This is a genomic window from Humibacter sp. RRB41 (assembly GCF_022761015.1).
Lineage (GTDB): Bacteria > Actinomycetota > Actinomycetes > Actinomycetales > Microbacteriaceae > Humibacter.
Window position 1 is genome coordinate 427,836 of the sequence record NZ_JAKWJQ010000003.1, and the last position, 14,312, is coordinate 442,147.

Consider the following 14,312-nt stretch of genomic DNA (forward strand, 5'->3'; position numbering starts at 1 on the left):
ATTGTGGCGGAATGTGCATCTGCCGCACTGGTGTGGGCTTACGTATTGTTGGTGATGTCCGGCGGTTCGTGCCGGATGTCGTCTTCTGCATGAGCGGAGCGGCCTGGTCGACGATGACCGAACGGAGCGTGCCGTGGCTGACGATGGATCCCTCGACGACTCACTCGCCGGGCGCCGAGCACTGATCACCGGGGGAGCCAGCGGCATCGGCGCCGCGTGCGCACGAGCCTTCGCCGCGGCCGGTGCAGCGGTCACGATCGCTGACCTCGACGGGGATGCCGCCCGCCGCGTCGCCGACGAGATCGGCGGAACGGCGTGGCAGGTAGACCTCTCCGACGTGGAAGCGCTCGCGGAGCTCGAGCTCGATGCGGACATCCTGATCAACAACGCGGGCATCCAGCACGTGAGCCCGATCGAAGAGTTCGAACGGGAGCGCTTCGAACTGATCATGCGGCTCATGCTGGAGGCGCCGTTCCTTCTCATCCGGGCCGCGCTGCCGGGCATGTACCAACGGGGCTGGGGTCGCGTCATCAACCTCTCCAGCGTGCACGGGCTGCGCGCGTCCGCCTACAAGTCGGCATATGTCGCCGCGAAGCACGGCCTCGAGGGTCTGTCGAAGGTCACGGCACTCGAGGGCGGCCCCCACGGCGTCACGAGCAACTGCATCGAGCCTGCCTACGTGAACACGCCGCTCGTCCAACGGCAGATCGCCGATCAAGCCCGTGTGCACGGCATCCCGGAGGAGGACGTCGTGCCGACGATCATGCTCACCGAGAGCGTGATCAAGCGACTCGTCGAGCCCGAAGAAGTCGCATCGCTCGCGCTCTGGCTCGCGAGCGAGCACGCCGGCATGGTCACCGGCGCGAGCTACACCATGGACGGCGGATGGAGCGCACGATGACTCAGGCAGGCGGAATCGTCAGGTACGAGCCTTTCCGGGTGCCGGTGAGTGGCGGTGAGCTCGCCGGCGGCGTGTGGAACCCCGACGCGCAAGGGATGCCCGTGCTCGCCGTGCACGGAATCAGCGCATCGCATCGCACCTGGCCGTTGCTGGCGGATGCGCTGCCGAACGTGCGCATCATCGCGCCCGACCTGCGCGGGCGGGGCCGCAGCAACTCGCTTCCCGCACCGTGGGGCATCCGTGATCACGCCGATGACATGGCCGCTGTGCTCGACGCGTTCGATATTCGGAAGGCGGTCGTCGTCGGCCACTCGATGGGCGGCTTCGTCGCAGTACGAACGGCGGATCAGCATCCCGATCGGGTCGCCGCGCTCGTGCTCCTGGACGGCGGCCTCCCGATACCCGTCACGGTCCCCGATGACGTGCCGGCCGAGGAACTGCCCTCGTACCTGCTCGGGCCGGCTGGCGAGCGACTGTCCAGAGTGTTCCCGAGCCGCGCGGCGTATGCGGAGTTCTGGCGCGGGCATCCGGCGTTTCGCGGCAACTGGAACGATGACGTCGCCGAGTACGTCGACTACGACCTCGACGAGGTCGATGGCGGCTTCCGGCCGTCGAGCAGATTCGACGCCGTCGCGACCAACATCGTGCAACAGGACGGTGGAGACGGCTACCTGGATGCCCTCGGCAGCTTGCGTGTGCCCGTCGACTTCCTGCGCGCGCCCCGTGGTCTTACCGACGGCCCGCCGCTCTACGCGGATCAGGTGGTCGATGCGGCAGCCGAATCGATCCGGAACTTTCGTCGACACGAGATCGACGACGTCAACCACTATTCGCTCGTGCTCACCGAGCACGGCATGCGTCAGGTCGCACCGATCGTGCGCGACGCGGTGGGCGGTACCGGCACGGGCGCCACGAGCGCGCACGCCGCAGAAGGAGGATGAGGTGGAACGAGAATGAGCATCGACAAACGCGTGGACAGCGCGGCCGACGCGGTGGCAGACATCCGTGACGGCGACTCGATCGCTGTCGGAGGCTTCGGGCTGTGCGGCAACCCGATGCAGTTGATCACGGCCCTGCTCGAGCAGGGAGCCGGCAGCCTGTCGGTCGTCAGCAACAACTGCGGCGTCGACGACTGGGGGCTGGGACTGCTGCTCGGCGCGAGGCGCATTCGCAAGATGACATCGTCGTACGTCGGTGAGAACAAGGAGTTCGAACGGCAGTTCCTCAGCGGCGAACTCGAGGTCGAGCTCACCCCGCAGGGCACGCTCGCCGAGAAGCTCCGTGCCGGCGGCTCCGGCATCGCCGCCTTCTACACGCAGACCGGCGTCGGCACGCAGATCGCCGAGGGCGGACTGCCGCTGCGCTACGGCGCCGACGGATCCGTCGCGCTCGCGTCGCCTGCCAAGCACGTGCGCGAATTCGATGTGCGCGGCGCGGCGAAGGACTTCGTGCTCGAAGAGGCGATCAGCACCGACTTCTCGCTCGTGCACGCCAAGGTCGGCGACACTCACGGCAACCTCGTGTTCCACGAGTCGGCGCGCAACTTCTCACCCCTGGCGGCGATGGCCGGACGAATCTGCATCGCCCAGGTCGAGACGCTCGTCGAACCCGGTGCGATCGATCCGGATGCCGTGCACCTGCCAGGCGTCTACGTGCAGCGCGTCGTCGAGGTCGGCACCGACATCGAGAAACGCATCGAACGGCGCACCGTGCGCGCCGGATCGGAGGGCTGAGGGATGCCTTTGACGCGAATCGAGATGGCCGCGCGCGCCGCCCTCGAGCTGCCGGACGGCGCATACGTGAACCTCGGCATCGGGCTGCCGACCCTGGTACCCAACTACGTGCCGGCCGGACGCACGCTGGTGCTGCAGTCGGAGAACGGCATCCTCGGCGTCGGCCCGTATCCCGAGGCGGATGCCATCGACCCCGACCTCATCAACGCGGGCAAGGAGACGGTCACCGTGCTGCCCGGCGCCGCATTCTTCGACTCGGCTCTGAGCTTCGGCATGATCCGCGGCGGAAAGATCGACGCGGCCGTCCTCGGAGCCATGCAGGTGTCGGCCAGGGGTGACCTCGCCAACTGGATGATCCCCGGGAAGATGGTCAAGGGTCCAGGCGGCGCGATGGACCTCGTGCACGGCGCAGGCAGGGTGATCGTGCTCATGGAACACGTCGCGAAAGACGGCAGCCCGAAGATCGTCGACGAGTGTTCCCTGCCGCTCACGGGCCGCGGCGTGGTGAATCGCATCATCACAGACCTCGCGGTGATCGACGTGGAGCCCGACGGGCTCGTGCTGCGCGAGCTCGCACCCGACGTGACGATCGACGACGTGATCGCGGCGACGCAGCCTTCACTGCGCGTCGAACTCGATGGAGAGGAAGCGCTGCGATGAGTTCGACATTCGACGGAATCCGAGCACAGGTCGTTCCGACCGGACGGCTTCGTGCCGGCGTGCTCGAACGCCCTGCGGACGAACCGGGCACCACCGTGGTGTTCGTGCACGGCAACGTGTCGTCCAGCCTGTTCTGGCAACCGCTCATGCTTGCGTTACCGGCGGACGTCCGGGCGCTCGCTGTCGATCTTCGCGGCTTCGGCGACAGCGAGACGCTTCCGGTGGATGCCACGCGCGGCCTGCGCGATTACGCGGACGACGTGTGGTCGGTGGTCGACGCGCTCGCCATCGACCGTGTGCATCTGGTCGGCTGGAGCATGGGCGGTGGTGTTGTGTTGCAGCAGCTGCTCGATCGGCCGGATGCCGTGGCATCCGTCACGCTCATCTCTCCCGTTTCCCCCTACGGATTCGGCGGAACCGCGACGGACGGCACACGCCTGACGGATGACGACGCCGGCGTCGGCGCAGGTGGGGCGAACCCGGACTTCGTGGCCAGGCTGGCGTCGGGGGACCGCACTGCTGACGAGGCGACGTCTCCGCGCTCGGTGTTCCGGTCGTCGTACGTCGCGCACGGATATGCGAGCGAGTACGAGGACCTCTGGGTCGAGTCGATGCTGACCACCAAGACCGGAGAGGACAACTACCCGGGAGACGCTGTGGCGTCGCCGAACTGGCCGGGACTGGCGGCGGGCACGCGCGGGGTGCTGAACACGATGGCGCCGAAGTACTTCGACGTATCGGGGATCGTCGGTCTGGGTCACAAGCCGCCGCTGCTCTGGATCCACGGCGAGAGCGACGCGATCGTCGGCGATGAATCGTTCTTCGACCTCAACACGCTTGGCAAGGTCGGGGTGTTGCCGGACTGGCCGGGCGAGGCCGTGGCGCCACCGCAGCCGATGCTGCGCCAGACACGCACGGTGCTCGAGCGCTACGCAGCCGGCGGAGGACGCTACCGCGAGCTGGAGCTCGCGAACTGCGGCCACTCCGCCCACATCGAGCAGACCGACACCGTGGCAGAGGCGCTGGAGAACCTGCTGAACGAGGTGGCCGCAAGCTGACGTGTGGTGAGCGGCGCGCCCGGCAGGGACGAGCACGCAAGCAGGCATCAGCGCGCAAAACTACACTGGCTCTCGTGCCAGCAGTCAATCTCGGTATGCCGTCCGTGCCCGATGTGCTTCACCCGCGCCGCAAATCCCGGCAGATCCGGGTGGGCAAGGTGTTGGTGGGCGGCGACGCCCCTGTCAGCGTGCAGTCGATGACGACGACGCCGACCACGAACATCAACGCGACCTTGCAGCAGATCGCCGAGTTGACGGCATCCGGATGCGACATCGTTCGCGTCGCCGTCCCCAGCCGCGACGACGCCGAGGCGCTGCCGATCATCGCCAGGAAGAGTCAGATTCCGGTCATCGCCGACATTCACTTCCAGCCGAACTACGTTTTCGCGGCGATCGACGCCGGCTGCGCCGGGGTTCGCGTGAACCCGGGCAACATCCGCAAGTTCGACGATCAGGTCGGCAAGATCGCGGCGGCGGCCAAGGCGGCCGATGTCTCCATCCGCATCGGCGTGAATGCGGGCTCGCTCGAGCCGAGCATCCTGCAGAAGTACGGCAAGGCCACGCCTGAGGCGCTCGTCGAGAGCGCGGTGTGGGAGGCGAGCCTGTTCGAGGAGCACGACTTCCACGACTTCAAGATCTCGGTGAAGCACAACGACCCGATCGTGATGGTCAAGGCGTACCGGCTGCTCGCGGAGCGTGGCGACTGGCCCCTGCACCTCGGCGTGACGGAGGCCGGGCCGGCGTTCCAGGGCACGATCAAGTCGGCGACGGCGTTCGGCATCCTGCTTTCCGAGGGCATCGGCGACACGATCCGCGTCTCGCTCTCTGCGCCTCCGGTCGAAGAGGTGAAGGTGGGCCTGCAGATTCTGCAGTCGCTCAACCTGCGCGAGCGCAAGCTCGAGATCGTGTCATGCCCGTCGTGCGGCCGCGCCCAGGTGGATGTCTACACGCTGGCCGACAGTGTCACCGAGGGACTGCAGGGCATGAGCGTTCCGCTTCGCGTCGCCGTGATGGGATGCGTCGTGAACGGTCCTGGCGAGGCGCGTGAGGCAGACCTCGGCGTGGCATCCGGCAATGGCAAGGGTCAGATCTTCGTCAAGGGCGAGGTCATCAAGACGGTGCCGGAATCCGAGATCGTCGCCACCCTGATCGAGGAGGCCAATCGCATCGCCGAGGAGATGGGCACGGATGCCTCGCTCGGCGAGCCGACGGTGGTCGTCGGGCACTGAGCTGTAGGGCACTGAGCTGTAGGGCACTGAGCTGTAGGGCACTGAGACGTCAGGCTGTCACGACCGCGGGGTGAGATATTCCTCGATGACGGCCGCAATGACGTGCACGTCGTCAAGGTCGCCGGAAGCGAGCTGCTTGGTGAAGACGAACGCTTGATCGTTGGTCATCGTGAGCCGATGCCCGTTCATGAGCAGAAAGACGTGCATGCCGGCCAGCGCGAGTCGCTTGTTCCCATCGACAAGCGCATGGTTCTTCGCGATGGAGTGCATGAGGGCTGCCGCCTTGAGCGCGATCGATGGATAGAGTTCGTCGCCGAAGTAGGTCGCCTTCGACCGTGACAGTGCCGACTCGAGGAGGCCGAGATCACGCATCGGTGGTTCGCCGCCGAGCATGACAGAGGCCAGTCGAAGTGCGTCGTCCAGGTCGAGGTAGATCATTCCTCGTCGCCCAATCGACGCAACGCCTCCCCATACTGCGTCAGCGTCGCTTCGATGGCGTGGTCGAGCAGCTCGCGCTTGGTCGTGGTCTCGATGTATCGGCGTACGGCGTCGCGGGCGACTTCTTGCATCGACCGGTTCTCGGCCGCCGCGCGCATTCGCAGTGCCTCGGTCTCGTCGTCCGACAGTCGCAGTGTCATGGCCATCAACCTACGGTATCAGCGATGATACCGATTGGTTCCGGCGCGATCTGTTCGCGCATGAGCGGTTCGATGCGATGTGGACGAAGAGAGTTCAGCGCGCGTCGAGCGTCGCACGCAGTGCGATCTCCAGCCCACGCACGATGTCCTCCAGAGGCAGCGCCGGATCTTCGGCCGGGCCGCCGAGGCCGACAGCCCACCGCAGATGGATGAACCCGGCACGGATGCCTGCGCCTCCCGTGGCCTCCACGCGGTCGCCTTCTGCGCGCAACGTGACGGCATCCATCAGCCTGAAGAAGACGTGGTTGCACACGAACGCGCCTGCGCTCAGCGACGGCCTGGCGGGGATGCCCGCGGCAGCGATCGCGTTCACGATCGGCTTCACCGGCAGCGTGCTGAAGTACGCGGCCGGGGCGCCGGGCAGCGAAGGCTCGTCGACGGGCTGCTGGCCGTCGTTGTCGGGTACCCGCGCGTCGATGAGGTTCACGGCCACCCGCTCCGGGGTGATCCACGCGCGGCCGCCGGCGAGTCCGGTGGCGATGACGACGTCGGGGGAGTGTTCTGCCAGCAGCTCGGCGAGGCGCTCGGCGCTGCGGCCGAAGGCGGTCGGCAGAACGGCGGTGACGAGTTCCTGAGGGCCGTTCCAGGCATCCGCGACAAGGTGCACGGCCTCGGCCGATGGATTGCGGGCGTCTCCGGCGAACGGTTCGAAGCCGGTGAGCAGTGCGGTGGTCATCGCTCCAGCGTAGGCAGGCGACGAGTCGGGTTGAGCAGACGGACCGAATAGGCTTGATCCCCGTGGTCACCCGTCTCTCGAATCTCTTCCTCCGCACGCTCCGCGAAGACCCTTCCGATGCCGAGGTGACGAGCCACAGGCTGCTCGTGCGCTCCGGCTACATCCGGCGTCAGGCGCCGGGAATCTTCGCGTGGCTGCCGCTCGGGCTTCGGGTGAAGAACAAGATCGAGGCCATCATCCGCGAGGAGATGGCGGCCGCGGGCGCCCAGGAAGTGCATTTCCCGGCTCTGCTGCCGCGTGAGCCCTACGAGGTGACCGGCCGCTGGACCGAGTACGGCGACGGCATCTTCCGGCTCAAGGACCGCAAAGACGCGGACTATCTGCTCGCACCGACCCACGAGGAGGCCTTCACGCTGCTCGTGAAGGACCTGTACTCGTCGTACAAAGACCTGCCGCTGACGATCTTCCAGATTCAGGACAAGTACCGCGATGAGGCGCGTCCGCGCGCCGGCCTGCTGCGAGGCCGCGAGTTCACGATGAAGGATGCCTACTCCTTCGACGCAACGGATGCCGGCCTCGACGCCTCCTACGAGGCCCAGCGCGCTGCCTACGAGCGCATCTTCATCCGCCTCGGTCTCTCGTATGTGATCGTGAAGGCGGATGCCGGCGCCATGGGCGGATCGCGCAGCGAGGAATTCCTGCACCCGACGCCCGTCGGCGAGGACACCTTCGTGCGCTCTGCCGGGGGATACGCGGCGAACGTCGAGGCATTCACCACCGAAGTCCCCCCATCGCGCTCGTACGAGAAGCTGACGCCGCAGGACGTGGTTGACACTCCGAACACGCCGACGATCGAGGCACTCGTGGCCATCGCCAACGAGAAGCACCCGCGTCCGGACGGCCGATCCTGGACCGCCGCCGACACCCTGAAGAACGTCGTACTGGCGCTCACCCACCTCGACGGCGCGCGCGAGGTCGTGGTCGTCGGCCTGCCCGGCAACCGCGAGGTGGACATGAAGCGCTCCGAGGTGGCGTTCGCTCCCGCCGAGGTCGAGCCGGCCAGCGATGCGGACTTCGCGAAGCATCCCGGACTCGTCAAGGGATACATCGGGCCGTGGTCGCCGGAGGGCGCCGTGCTCGGCGAGAAATCGCTCACGGGCGTGCGCTACGTCGTCGACCCTCGCGTGGTCGACGGATCGGGCTGGGTCACCGGTGCGAACGTCGAAGGCAAGCACGTGCTGGGCCTGGTCGCGGGCCGGGACTTCACGGCAGACGGCACCGTCGAGGTCGCAGAGGTTCTGCCCGGCGATCCGGCACCGGATGGCTCCGGCCCTGTCGAGCTTGCACGCGGCATGGAGATCGGTCACGTGTTCCAGCTCGGCCGCAAGTACGCGGAGGCACTCGGGCTCAAGGTGCTCGACGAGAACGGCAAGCTCGTCACGGTCACGATGGGGTCCTACGGCATCGGCGTGACCCGCATTCTGGCGATCATCGCCGAGGAGAACAACGACGACAAGGGGCTGATCTGGCCCCCCTCAGTCGCACCGTTCGACGTGCACGTTGTGGCGACCGGCAAGGATGCCGCTGTCTACGAGGTGGCGGACGGCCTCGTCGGCTCGCTCGAGGCATCCGGTCTCGACGTGCTCTACGACGACCGGCCCAAGGTGTCGCCCGGCGTGAAGTTCGGCGACGCCGAGCTGATCGGCGTGCCGCGCATCGTGATCGTGGGGCGGGATGCCGCCGACGGCATCGTCGAACTGTGGGATCGCCGAACGGGCGAGCGCACCAAGGCGCCGATCGCCGACGCGGTGGCCGCCCTGGCAGGGCCCTGACGCGATCGCTGCGCTGAGTGCATTTCGCCGCCGCAATTCAGGAGATAGGCGCTCAGGCGACGGATATGTCGCTCGGTCACGATATGTCCTGAATTGCGGCGGCGCAGCGGAGCATGCGCGGTCCTGAACGATGGCCAGTCCGCCCGGACTGCCGCCGGAGACGTCAGAGCGACGCGAAGAACGCCGCGAGGTCGACATCGCGGCCGAGGATGCGTCCAGCCGCCCGGTGACCCGAGCGGAATGCTCCCTCGACGGTCGCGGGTTCGCTGCCCCAGGTGGCCTCGCCCGCCAGGTGCAGAACGCCGTCGACCGGCCCGGCGAGGGCGTCATGGTCGTGATGCGACGCACCGGCGGCCACGTAGGAATACGAACCGACGGAGAACGGATCCTGGCCCCACCTGGTGATCCAGTGCGCGACCGGATCCGGAACGGACTCACCGTACATGCCGCGCAGGGTCTCGACGACGTCGGTGACCACAGCGGCGTCGTCCCACTCCTGCACCTCGCGTCCCCAGGGCCCCGCCGCGAAGGTCAGCAGCATGGGCGTTCCGCTGATGGCCGAGACGTCGTACCAGGAGTGCCAGTGCTCACCGGGTGTGCCGAGCTGCCGGATCGCGTAGAGGCGTTCGTCCCAGAACGACTGTGGGAACTGCAGGAAGATCTTGTTGAAGACGCCCATTCCGAGTCGTTCGATCGGAGCGGCCACCGAGTCGGGGAGCGGCGGGTCGAATGCGATCGCACCCGCCTTCAGCACGCCGAGGGGCACGGTCACGATGGCGTTCGATGCCTCGAAGGTCAAGGCATCCGTCTTCACCACGACGCCGTCGGAGGACCACGAGATCGCCCGCACGACCTCCCCCAGCCGAACGTCGAGGTCGGCGGCGATCGAACGGGGGAGCTCGTCGTAGCCCCGGGCGAAGACGACTTCGTCGCCGTCGATGATGTCTTCGTCGAGGCCGTGCGCGTCGAGGTCGCCGATCCACGCGCCGCACTGCTCTTCGACGCGATGCCGGAAGAACTCGCGCAGGTTCTCGATGCGTTCCTCGTCCAACGGCATCGCCGACAGCACCTGTTCCGTTGCGGCGAGGTAGGTCTCACCATGCGATGCGCCTGCGACGAGCCCCTGGAGGGCCAGATCGGCGGCCGCGACGTCGGCGACCCACTGGTCTGAGGCTGCGGCATCCATCTGGGCGCCGGCGTCGTCGAAGTTCGCAATGGGACGCCCGCCCGCCTGGAAGCTCCCGACCGTGAACTCGATGGTCGGCACGGAGAGGGCGCGCGCCAGATCCCAGACGGCCGAACCGTCGATGCCGTGGATCCAGGAAGCGCCGAGGTCGACCGGGAATCCCGCTTCGCGGTCCGTCCAGGTGCGACCGCCGATGCGGTCGCGCGCCTCGATCACGACGACATCCTGTCCTGCGTCGGCCAGCATTCTCGCCGCGGTGACACCTGACATGCCGGCGCCCACGATCACCGTGTCGAACCTGTGCACGAATACCTCCTGGGCGGCCACCGCCGGTTCGGGTGATCCGGTTGGCACGTGACGATGTATCGGAACGATACCCCGCACCGCCGGCGCCGAACGGGCCAAGGCTCCGTCAGCGGGCCGCGCGTGGCATCCTGGCTGCATGTCCGACAGCACGATCGATCACACCGCGGCCGACCTCGACGATGAGGTGCGGCGCCTCATCGTCGGGTCGGGCATCCGCGCCGATCGCGACCTCGTCGCGCTCATGGTCGAGACCTCTCTCGGCCTCGGTGCGGATGCGCCTGGTCGCCTCGATCTGAAGATCGCCTCGGCCGCGCTGGAGGAGATGCGCGCCGCATTCCGTCTGTTCGCACCGTACGTCGGGGTCCCGAAGGTCACGGTGTTCGGGTCGGCACGAACGCGGCAGCAGGATGCGCTCTACCGCCAGGCGAGCGGCGTCACGTCGGCGCTCGCAGAGCGCGGATGGATGGTGGTCACCGGCGCTGGCCCCGGCATCATGCAGGCCGCGGTCGAGGGGGCCGGCCCCGACCACTCGCTCGGTGTTTCGATCCGGCTGCCCTTCGAAGAGAAGCCGAGCATGGCGGTGCAGGACGATCCGAACATCGTCACCATGAAGTACTTCTTCACTCGCAAGCTCATGCTCGTGAAGGAATCGAGGGGATTCATCTGCCTGCCGGGCGGATTCGGCACGCTCGACGAGATGTTCGAACTGCTCACGCTGCAGCAGACCGGCAAGGCGGAACCGGCGCCGATCGTGCTGCTCGATCGCCCCGGCGGCACGTTCTGGGCCGGGCTGCGTCGCTTCGTCGACGAGCAGTTGATCCCGAGTGGTGTCATCTCGCCCGACGACTTCGATCGGGTGCTGGTCACGGATTCAGTGCCGGATGCCGTCGCAGAGATCACCGGCTTCTGGCGCAACTACGACTCGCTGCGCTGGGTGGGGGACCGGCTGGTGCTGCGTCTGAATGCCGAGCCGACGGATGCGGAGATCGTGCAGCTGAATGAGCGGTTCGGCGACCTGGCGGTCGACGGCGTGATCGAGCGATCCGACCCGCTGCGCGCGGAGCGTCAGGACCGCGACAAGCTCGACCTGCCCCGCCTCGAGCTCAAGCTGAACCAGTTCAGGATCGGTGAGCTGTACCGACTCATCCGGGCGATCGACGACTTCCCGAGCGCGCTGGAACAGCCGCAGAGCGCAGACTAGAAGCCGTGCGAGCGCAGGAGACGGATGTCGAAGGCGCGGCCGACTTCGATGTCGCCGCGTTCACCCGCTCAGCGCACGGGAATCTGCGAGACGCCGTCGACGTCGAGGCGATCCGGGTGTCCCCGCGCGAGGCGCAACTGCTCGGCATCCTGTGCGTGCTCGAGGGTGCCACGATGGCGCACCTGCGCAACGTGCTCGTCACGGCGACGCACAAGGACGCCAGGGTCACCGCGTTCCTCGTGACGTGGGCCTTCGAGAAGTTCTGGGTCGCGGATGCCCTGAGCTCGGTCTCCGGCAGCGGCTCGACACCGACGGGAAGCCTGCCCGGTGGTCCTGTGCGCCGCGCGACGGGAGGCATCCTCGCCGGCCGCTCGATCGTCGGCGCCCACATGGTCGCCGGTTACCTCGACGATCTGGTGCTCGACGTCGCCTACGACACCGTGGAATCGGATGCCGCGCCCCCACTTCGCGAACTGCTCGCGGTCATCCGCGGCACGAAGTCGCGCCACACCGCCTTCTTCCTCAGCGAGGCGACGAGGCGGCTGGCCTCGGACCAGCGCTCGGCGCGCCTGGCGGAGCGGGGCATCCGCAGAGAGGCCTGGCCGATCGGTGCGCCGCTGCTGGATGCCGCGACCCGCGACGCATTCACCGCCTCCGTCTTCGGCGGCGATGTCCGTGCGGATCATGCCGAGCATGTAGCCCATGCGATCGCCGTGTTGCCGGGCATCCGGGCGCGGACGGCATCCGAACTCGCGCGCACGCTCGTGAAGGGAGCCTGATGGCGTTCGACATCGACAAGTACACGGCGACGAGTGTCGCTGTGCACTGGGGCGACCTCGATCTGGAGAGCTTTCGCGAGCATCCGCTCGACGACACGTCGCTACGCACCCTGCGCTACATGACCGACGTCGAGTACCACACGGTCTGCTACACCCGCGATCTGCTGACGACGCCTTCGCATCGCGATCCGGACGTCAGCGCCTTCATGACGATGTGGAACAGGGAGGAGTTCTGGCACGGGGAGGCGCTCGCGGCGGTGCTGCACATGCACGGCGTCACCGTGCAGTACGACGAGCTGAAGGCGAAGCGTCTGAAGCTCGGCTGGAAGGACCGGCTCGACCCGATCAAGCAGTCAGTACTCGGCACGCTGGTCGGCAGCGACTTCATCGCCACGCACATGGCATGGGGTGCGGCCAACGAGTGGTCGGCGATCACGGCCTACAACCGCATGGCGGAGCTCGAGGAGAACCCGGTACTGGCCGAGTTGCTGCGCCGCATCGCGAAGCAGGAGGCCAGACACGTGGCGTTCTACACGTCGCAGGCGCGGGCGAGACTGGCCGCGAGCACGAAGGCGCAGAAGCTCACGAGGTTCGCGCTCAAGCGCTTCTGGGCGCCGGTCGGGTCGACGATCATGGAACGCGACGACGTGGTTCACGTGATGACGCACCTGATGAGCGGCGACGCCGGCAGGGATGCCGCGCGCAAGGTCGACCGCTCGATCGCGTCGCTGCCCGGGCTCGAGGACTTGCGCATCGTGGAGGATGCCTTGGACGGGCTCGGCATCGCAGCGGACGGTGACGATCGGGTCTCGATCCGGTAGTCTGTGAGGTCAGCCCTCGGGGCTGGTGGAGTCGTGCGCCCGCAGGTCGATGAGACCGCGGGCGTTCAAGTGAAAACGAACAACGAACTGAATAGAGGGGGCCGAAGGTGGACATCGACCTCAGCGTCTTGCGTCTGATGGAGCGCGAACGGGAGATTCCGTTCGACGAGCTCGTGGAGATCATCGAGCAGGCGATCTTGACGGCCTATCTCAAGCACACGGACCAGGCATCGCACCGCCATAGCCAGGGTCACAGCGAAGAGTCGCCCGCCGCACGCGTGCACCTGGATCGCAAGACCGGCCACGTGACCGTGTACGTGCCCGAGTTCGACGAAGAGGGCAACGTCATCGGGGAGTCGGAGGACAGCCCGAGCGACTTCGGCCGCATCGCAGCGTTCGCGGCGAAGCAGGTGATCAACCAGCGGCTGCGTGACATCCAGGACGATGCGGTGCTCGGCGAGTTCAAGGGTCGGGAGGGCGACGTGGTCGCCGGCGTGATCCAGCAGGGTCCGAATCCCAGGATGATCCACGTCGACCTCGGCAGCATTGAGGCGATCCTGCCTCCCGAAGAGCAGGTGCCCGGCGAGGAGTACACGCACGGGTCGCGCATCCGTGTGTATGTGACGAGCGTGTCGAAGGGGCCGAAGGGTCCGTCCATCACCGTGTCGCGCACCCATCCTTCTCTGGTGCGCAAGCTGTTCGCGCTCGAGGTGCCAGAGATCGCGAACGGCGTGGTCGAGATCGTGTCGCTGGCCCGCGAGGCCGGTCACCGCACGAAGATCGCGGTTCGGGCGAATCAGCCAGGCGTGAACGCGAAGGGCGCGTGCATCGGCGAGCTCGGTCAGCGCGTGCGCGCAGTCACGGCCGAGTTGAACAACGAGAAGATCGACATCGTCGACTATTCGCCCGATCTCGCGACGTTCGTGGCGAGCGCGCTGTCGCCCGCGAAGGTGACGAAAGCGTTCGTCGTCGACGATTCGCTGAAGGCGGTGCGCGCCCTGGTGCCCGACTACCAGCTCTCGCTGGCGATCGGCAAGGAAGGGCAGAACGCCCGCCTCGCCGCCAAGCTGACGGGGGCCAAGATCGATATCCAGCCGGATACGGCTGGATAGCGATCTTCGCGAAACGCGTCAGCGAAAGCAGGCATTCCGCGTGAATACAGGCGACTCGTGCCTGTATCGGCTGTAGGTGCGCAGAACTGCCTGTTTGCGGCAGGGTCGTCGTCGCCGTTA

At 67.2% G+C, this 14,312-nt stretch carries 15 protein-coding genes; 11 read left to right on the forward strand and 4 right to left on the reverse strand.

The annotated features are described in order from the left end of the window. Nucleotides 1-133: 133 nt before the first annotated feature. The 6 genes from MJ603_RS10580 to ispG all read left to right on the forward strand — a co-directional run bounded on the left by MJ603_RS10580 (nt 134) and on the right by ispG (nt 5,581). On the forward strand, nt 134-901 hold the full coding sequence (locus tag MJ603_RS10580) for a 3-hydroxybutyrate dehydrogenase (protein ID WP_243063676.1): 768 nt from the start codon (nt 134-136) through the stop codon (nt 899-901). Continuing rightward, nucleotides 898-1,842 carry an alpha/beta fold hydrolase gene (locus MJ603_RS10585; protein ID WP_243063677.1) on the forward strand — a complete coding sequence of 315 codons (945 nt, stop codon included), beginning with the start codon at nt 898-900 and terminating at the stop codon, nt 1,840-1,842. Before MJ603_RS10580 ends, MJ603_RS10585 begins: the two co-directional genes overlap by 4 nt. Before the next feature lie 12 nt (nt 1,843-1,854). Further along, nucleotides 1,855-2,634: a CoA transferase subunit A gene (locus MJ603_RS10590; RefSeq protein ID WP_243063678.1), complete on the forward strand. Its 780-nt coding sequence runs from the start codon at nt 1,855-1,857 to the stop codon at nt 2,632-2,634. 3 nt (nt 2,635-2,637) lie between these two features. After that, nucleotides 2,638-3,294 carry a CoA transferase subunit B gene (locus MJ603_RS10595; protein ID WP_243063679.1) on the forward strand — a complete coding sequence of 219 codons (657 nt, stop codon included), beginning with the start codon at nt 2,638-2,640 and terminating at the stop codon, nt 3,292-3,294. After that, the gene (locus MJ603_RS10600) at nt 3,291-4,352 is read left to right on the forward strand and encodes an alpha/beta fold hydrolase (protein WP_243063680.1); all 1,062 of its coding nucleotides are present in this window, start codon (nt 3,291-3,293) and stop codon (nt 4,350-4,352) included. Before MJ603_RS10595 ends, MJ603_RS10600 begins: the two co-directional genes overlap by 4 nt. A gap of 74 nt (nt 4,353-4,426) precedes the next feature. Next, entirely contained in the window at nt 4,427-5,581 is a 1,155-nt protein-coding gene (ispG, locus tag MJ603_RS10605; protein WP_243063681.1) for a flavodoxin-dependent (E)-4-hydroxy-3-methylbut-2-enyl-diphosphate synthase, read from the forward strand. Between the two features lie 57 nt (nt 5,582-5,638). Here ispG and MJ603_RS10610 read toward each other — a convergent pair whose 3' ends face one another. From MJ603_RS10610 to MJ603_RS10620, 3 genes are all read right to left on the reverse strand, one after another. Next, nucleotides 5,639-6,019, reverse strand: a complete 381-nt coding sequence (locus MJ603_RS10610; protein ID WP_243063682.1) for a type II toxin-antitoxin system death-on-curing family toxin — start codon at nt 6,017-6,019, stop codon at nt 5,639-5,641. Further along, the gene (locus tag MJ603_RS10615; protein ID WP_243063683.1) at nt 6,016-6,225 is read right to left on the reverse strand and encodes a ribbon-helix-helix protein, CopG family; all 210 of its coding nucleotides are present in this window, start codon (nt 6,223-6,225) and stop codon (nt 6,016-6,018) included. The genes MJ603_RS10610 and MJ603_RS10615 overlap by 4 nt, the downstream gene beginning before the upstream one ends. Nucleotides 6,226-6,313: 88 nt before the next feature. Next, nucleotides 6,314-6,955, reverse strand: coding sequence for a pyroglutamyl-peptidase I (locus MJ603_RS10620; protein ID WP_243063684.1), 642 nt, complete (start codon nt 6,953-6,955; stop codon nt 6,314-6,316). 62 nt (nt 6,956-7,017) lie between these two features. Between MJ603_RS10620 and MJ603_RS10625 the strand changes: the two genes are divergently transcribed. Then, nucleotides 7,018-8,787, forward strand: coding sequence for a proline--tRNA ligase (locus MJ603_RS10625; RefSeq protein ID WP_243063685.1), 1,770 nt, complete (start codon nt 7,018-7,020; stop codon nt 8,785-8,787). A gap of 163 nt (nt 8,788-8,950) precedes the next feature. Here MJ603_RS10625 and MJ603_RS10630 read toward each other — a convergent pair whose 3' ends face one another. After that, nucleotides 8,951-10,279: an NAD(P)/FAD-dependent oxidoreductase gene (locus MJ603_RS10630; protein ID WP_308220586.1), complete on the reverse strand. Its 1,329-nt coding sequence runs from the start codon at nt 10,277-10,279 to the stop codon at nt 8,951-8,953. Between the two features lie 136 nt (nt 10,280-10,415). Here MJ603_RS10630 and MJ603_RS10635 point away from each other — a divergent pair, with 136 nt between their 5' ends. From MJ603_RS10635 to nusA, 4 genes are all read left to right on the forward strand, one after another. After that, nucleotides 10,416-11,480, forward strand: coding sequence for a TIGR00730 family Rossman fold protein (locus MJ603_RS10635; protein ID WP_243063686.1), 1,065 nt, complete (start codon nt 10,416-10,418; stop codon nt 11,478-11,480). 5 nt (nt 11,481-11,485) lie between these two features. Beyond that, nucleotides 11,486-12,259, forward strand: coding sequence for a hypothetical protein (locus MJ603_RS10640; protein ID WP_243063687.1), 774 nt, complete (start codon nt 11,486-11,488; stop codon nt 12,257-12,259). After that, nucleotides 12,259-13,080, forward strand: a complete 822-nt coding sequence (locus tag MJ603_RS10645) for a ferritin-like domain-containing protein (protein ID WP_243063688.1) — start codon at nt 12,259-12,261, stop codon at nt 13,078-13,080. The genes MJ603_RS10640 and MJ603_RS10645 overlap by 1 nt, the downstream gene beginning before the upstream one ends. 107 nt (nt 13,081-13,187) lie before the next feature. Beyond that, nucleotides 13,188-14,192 carry a transcription termination factor NusA gene (gene nusA / locus MJ603_RS10650; RefSeq protein WP_243063689.1) on the forward strand — a complete coding sequence of 335 codons (1,005 nt, stop codon included), beginning with the start codon at nt 13,188-13,190 and terminating at the stop codon, nt 14,190-14,192. Nucleotides 14,193-14,312: the final 120 nt, after the last annotated feature.

Excerpts from the sequence above, each read along its gene's own strand:
- MJ603_RS10600 (WP_243063680.1), top strand. The coding sequence starts at position 3,291 with ATGAGTTCGACATTCGACGGAATCCGAGCACAGGTCGTTCCGACCGGA.
- MJ603_RS10620 (WP_243063684.1), bottom strand. The coding sequence starts at position 6,955 with ATGACCACCGCACTGCTCACCGGCTTCGAACCGTTCGCCGGAGACGCC.
- MJ603_RS10595 (WP_243063679.1), top strand. The coding sequence starts at position 2,638 with ATGCCTTTGACGCGAATCGAGATGGCCGCGCGCGCCGCCCTCGAGCTG.
- MJ603_RS10645 (WP_243063688.1), top strand. The coding sequence starts at position 12,259 with ATGGCGTTCGACATCGACAAGTACACGGCGACGAGTGTCGCTGTGCAC.
- MJ603_RS10615 (WP_243063683.1), bottom strand. The coding sequence starts at position 6,225 with ATGGCCATGACACTGCGACTGTCGGACGACGAGACCGAGGCACTGCGA.
- MJ603_RS10635 (WP_243063686.1), top strand. The coding sequence starts at position 10,416 with ATGTCCGACAGCACGATCGATCACACCGCGGCCGACCTCGACGATGAG.
- MJ603_RS10610 (WP_243063682.1), bottom strand. The coding sequence starts at position 6,019 with ATGATCTACCTCGACCTGGACGACGCACTTCGACTGGCCTCTGTCATG.
- MJ603_RS10585 (WP_243063677.1), top strand. The coding sequence starts at position 898 with ATGACTCAGGCAGGCGGAATCGTCAGGTACGAGCCTTTCCGGGTGCCG.
- MJ603_RS10590 (WP_243063678.1), top strand. The coding sequence starts at position 1,855 with ATGAGCATCGACAAACGCGTGGACAGCGCGGCCGACGCGGTGGCAGAC.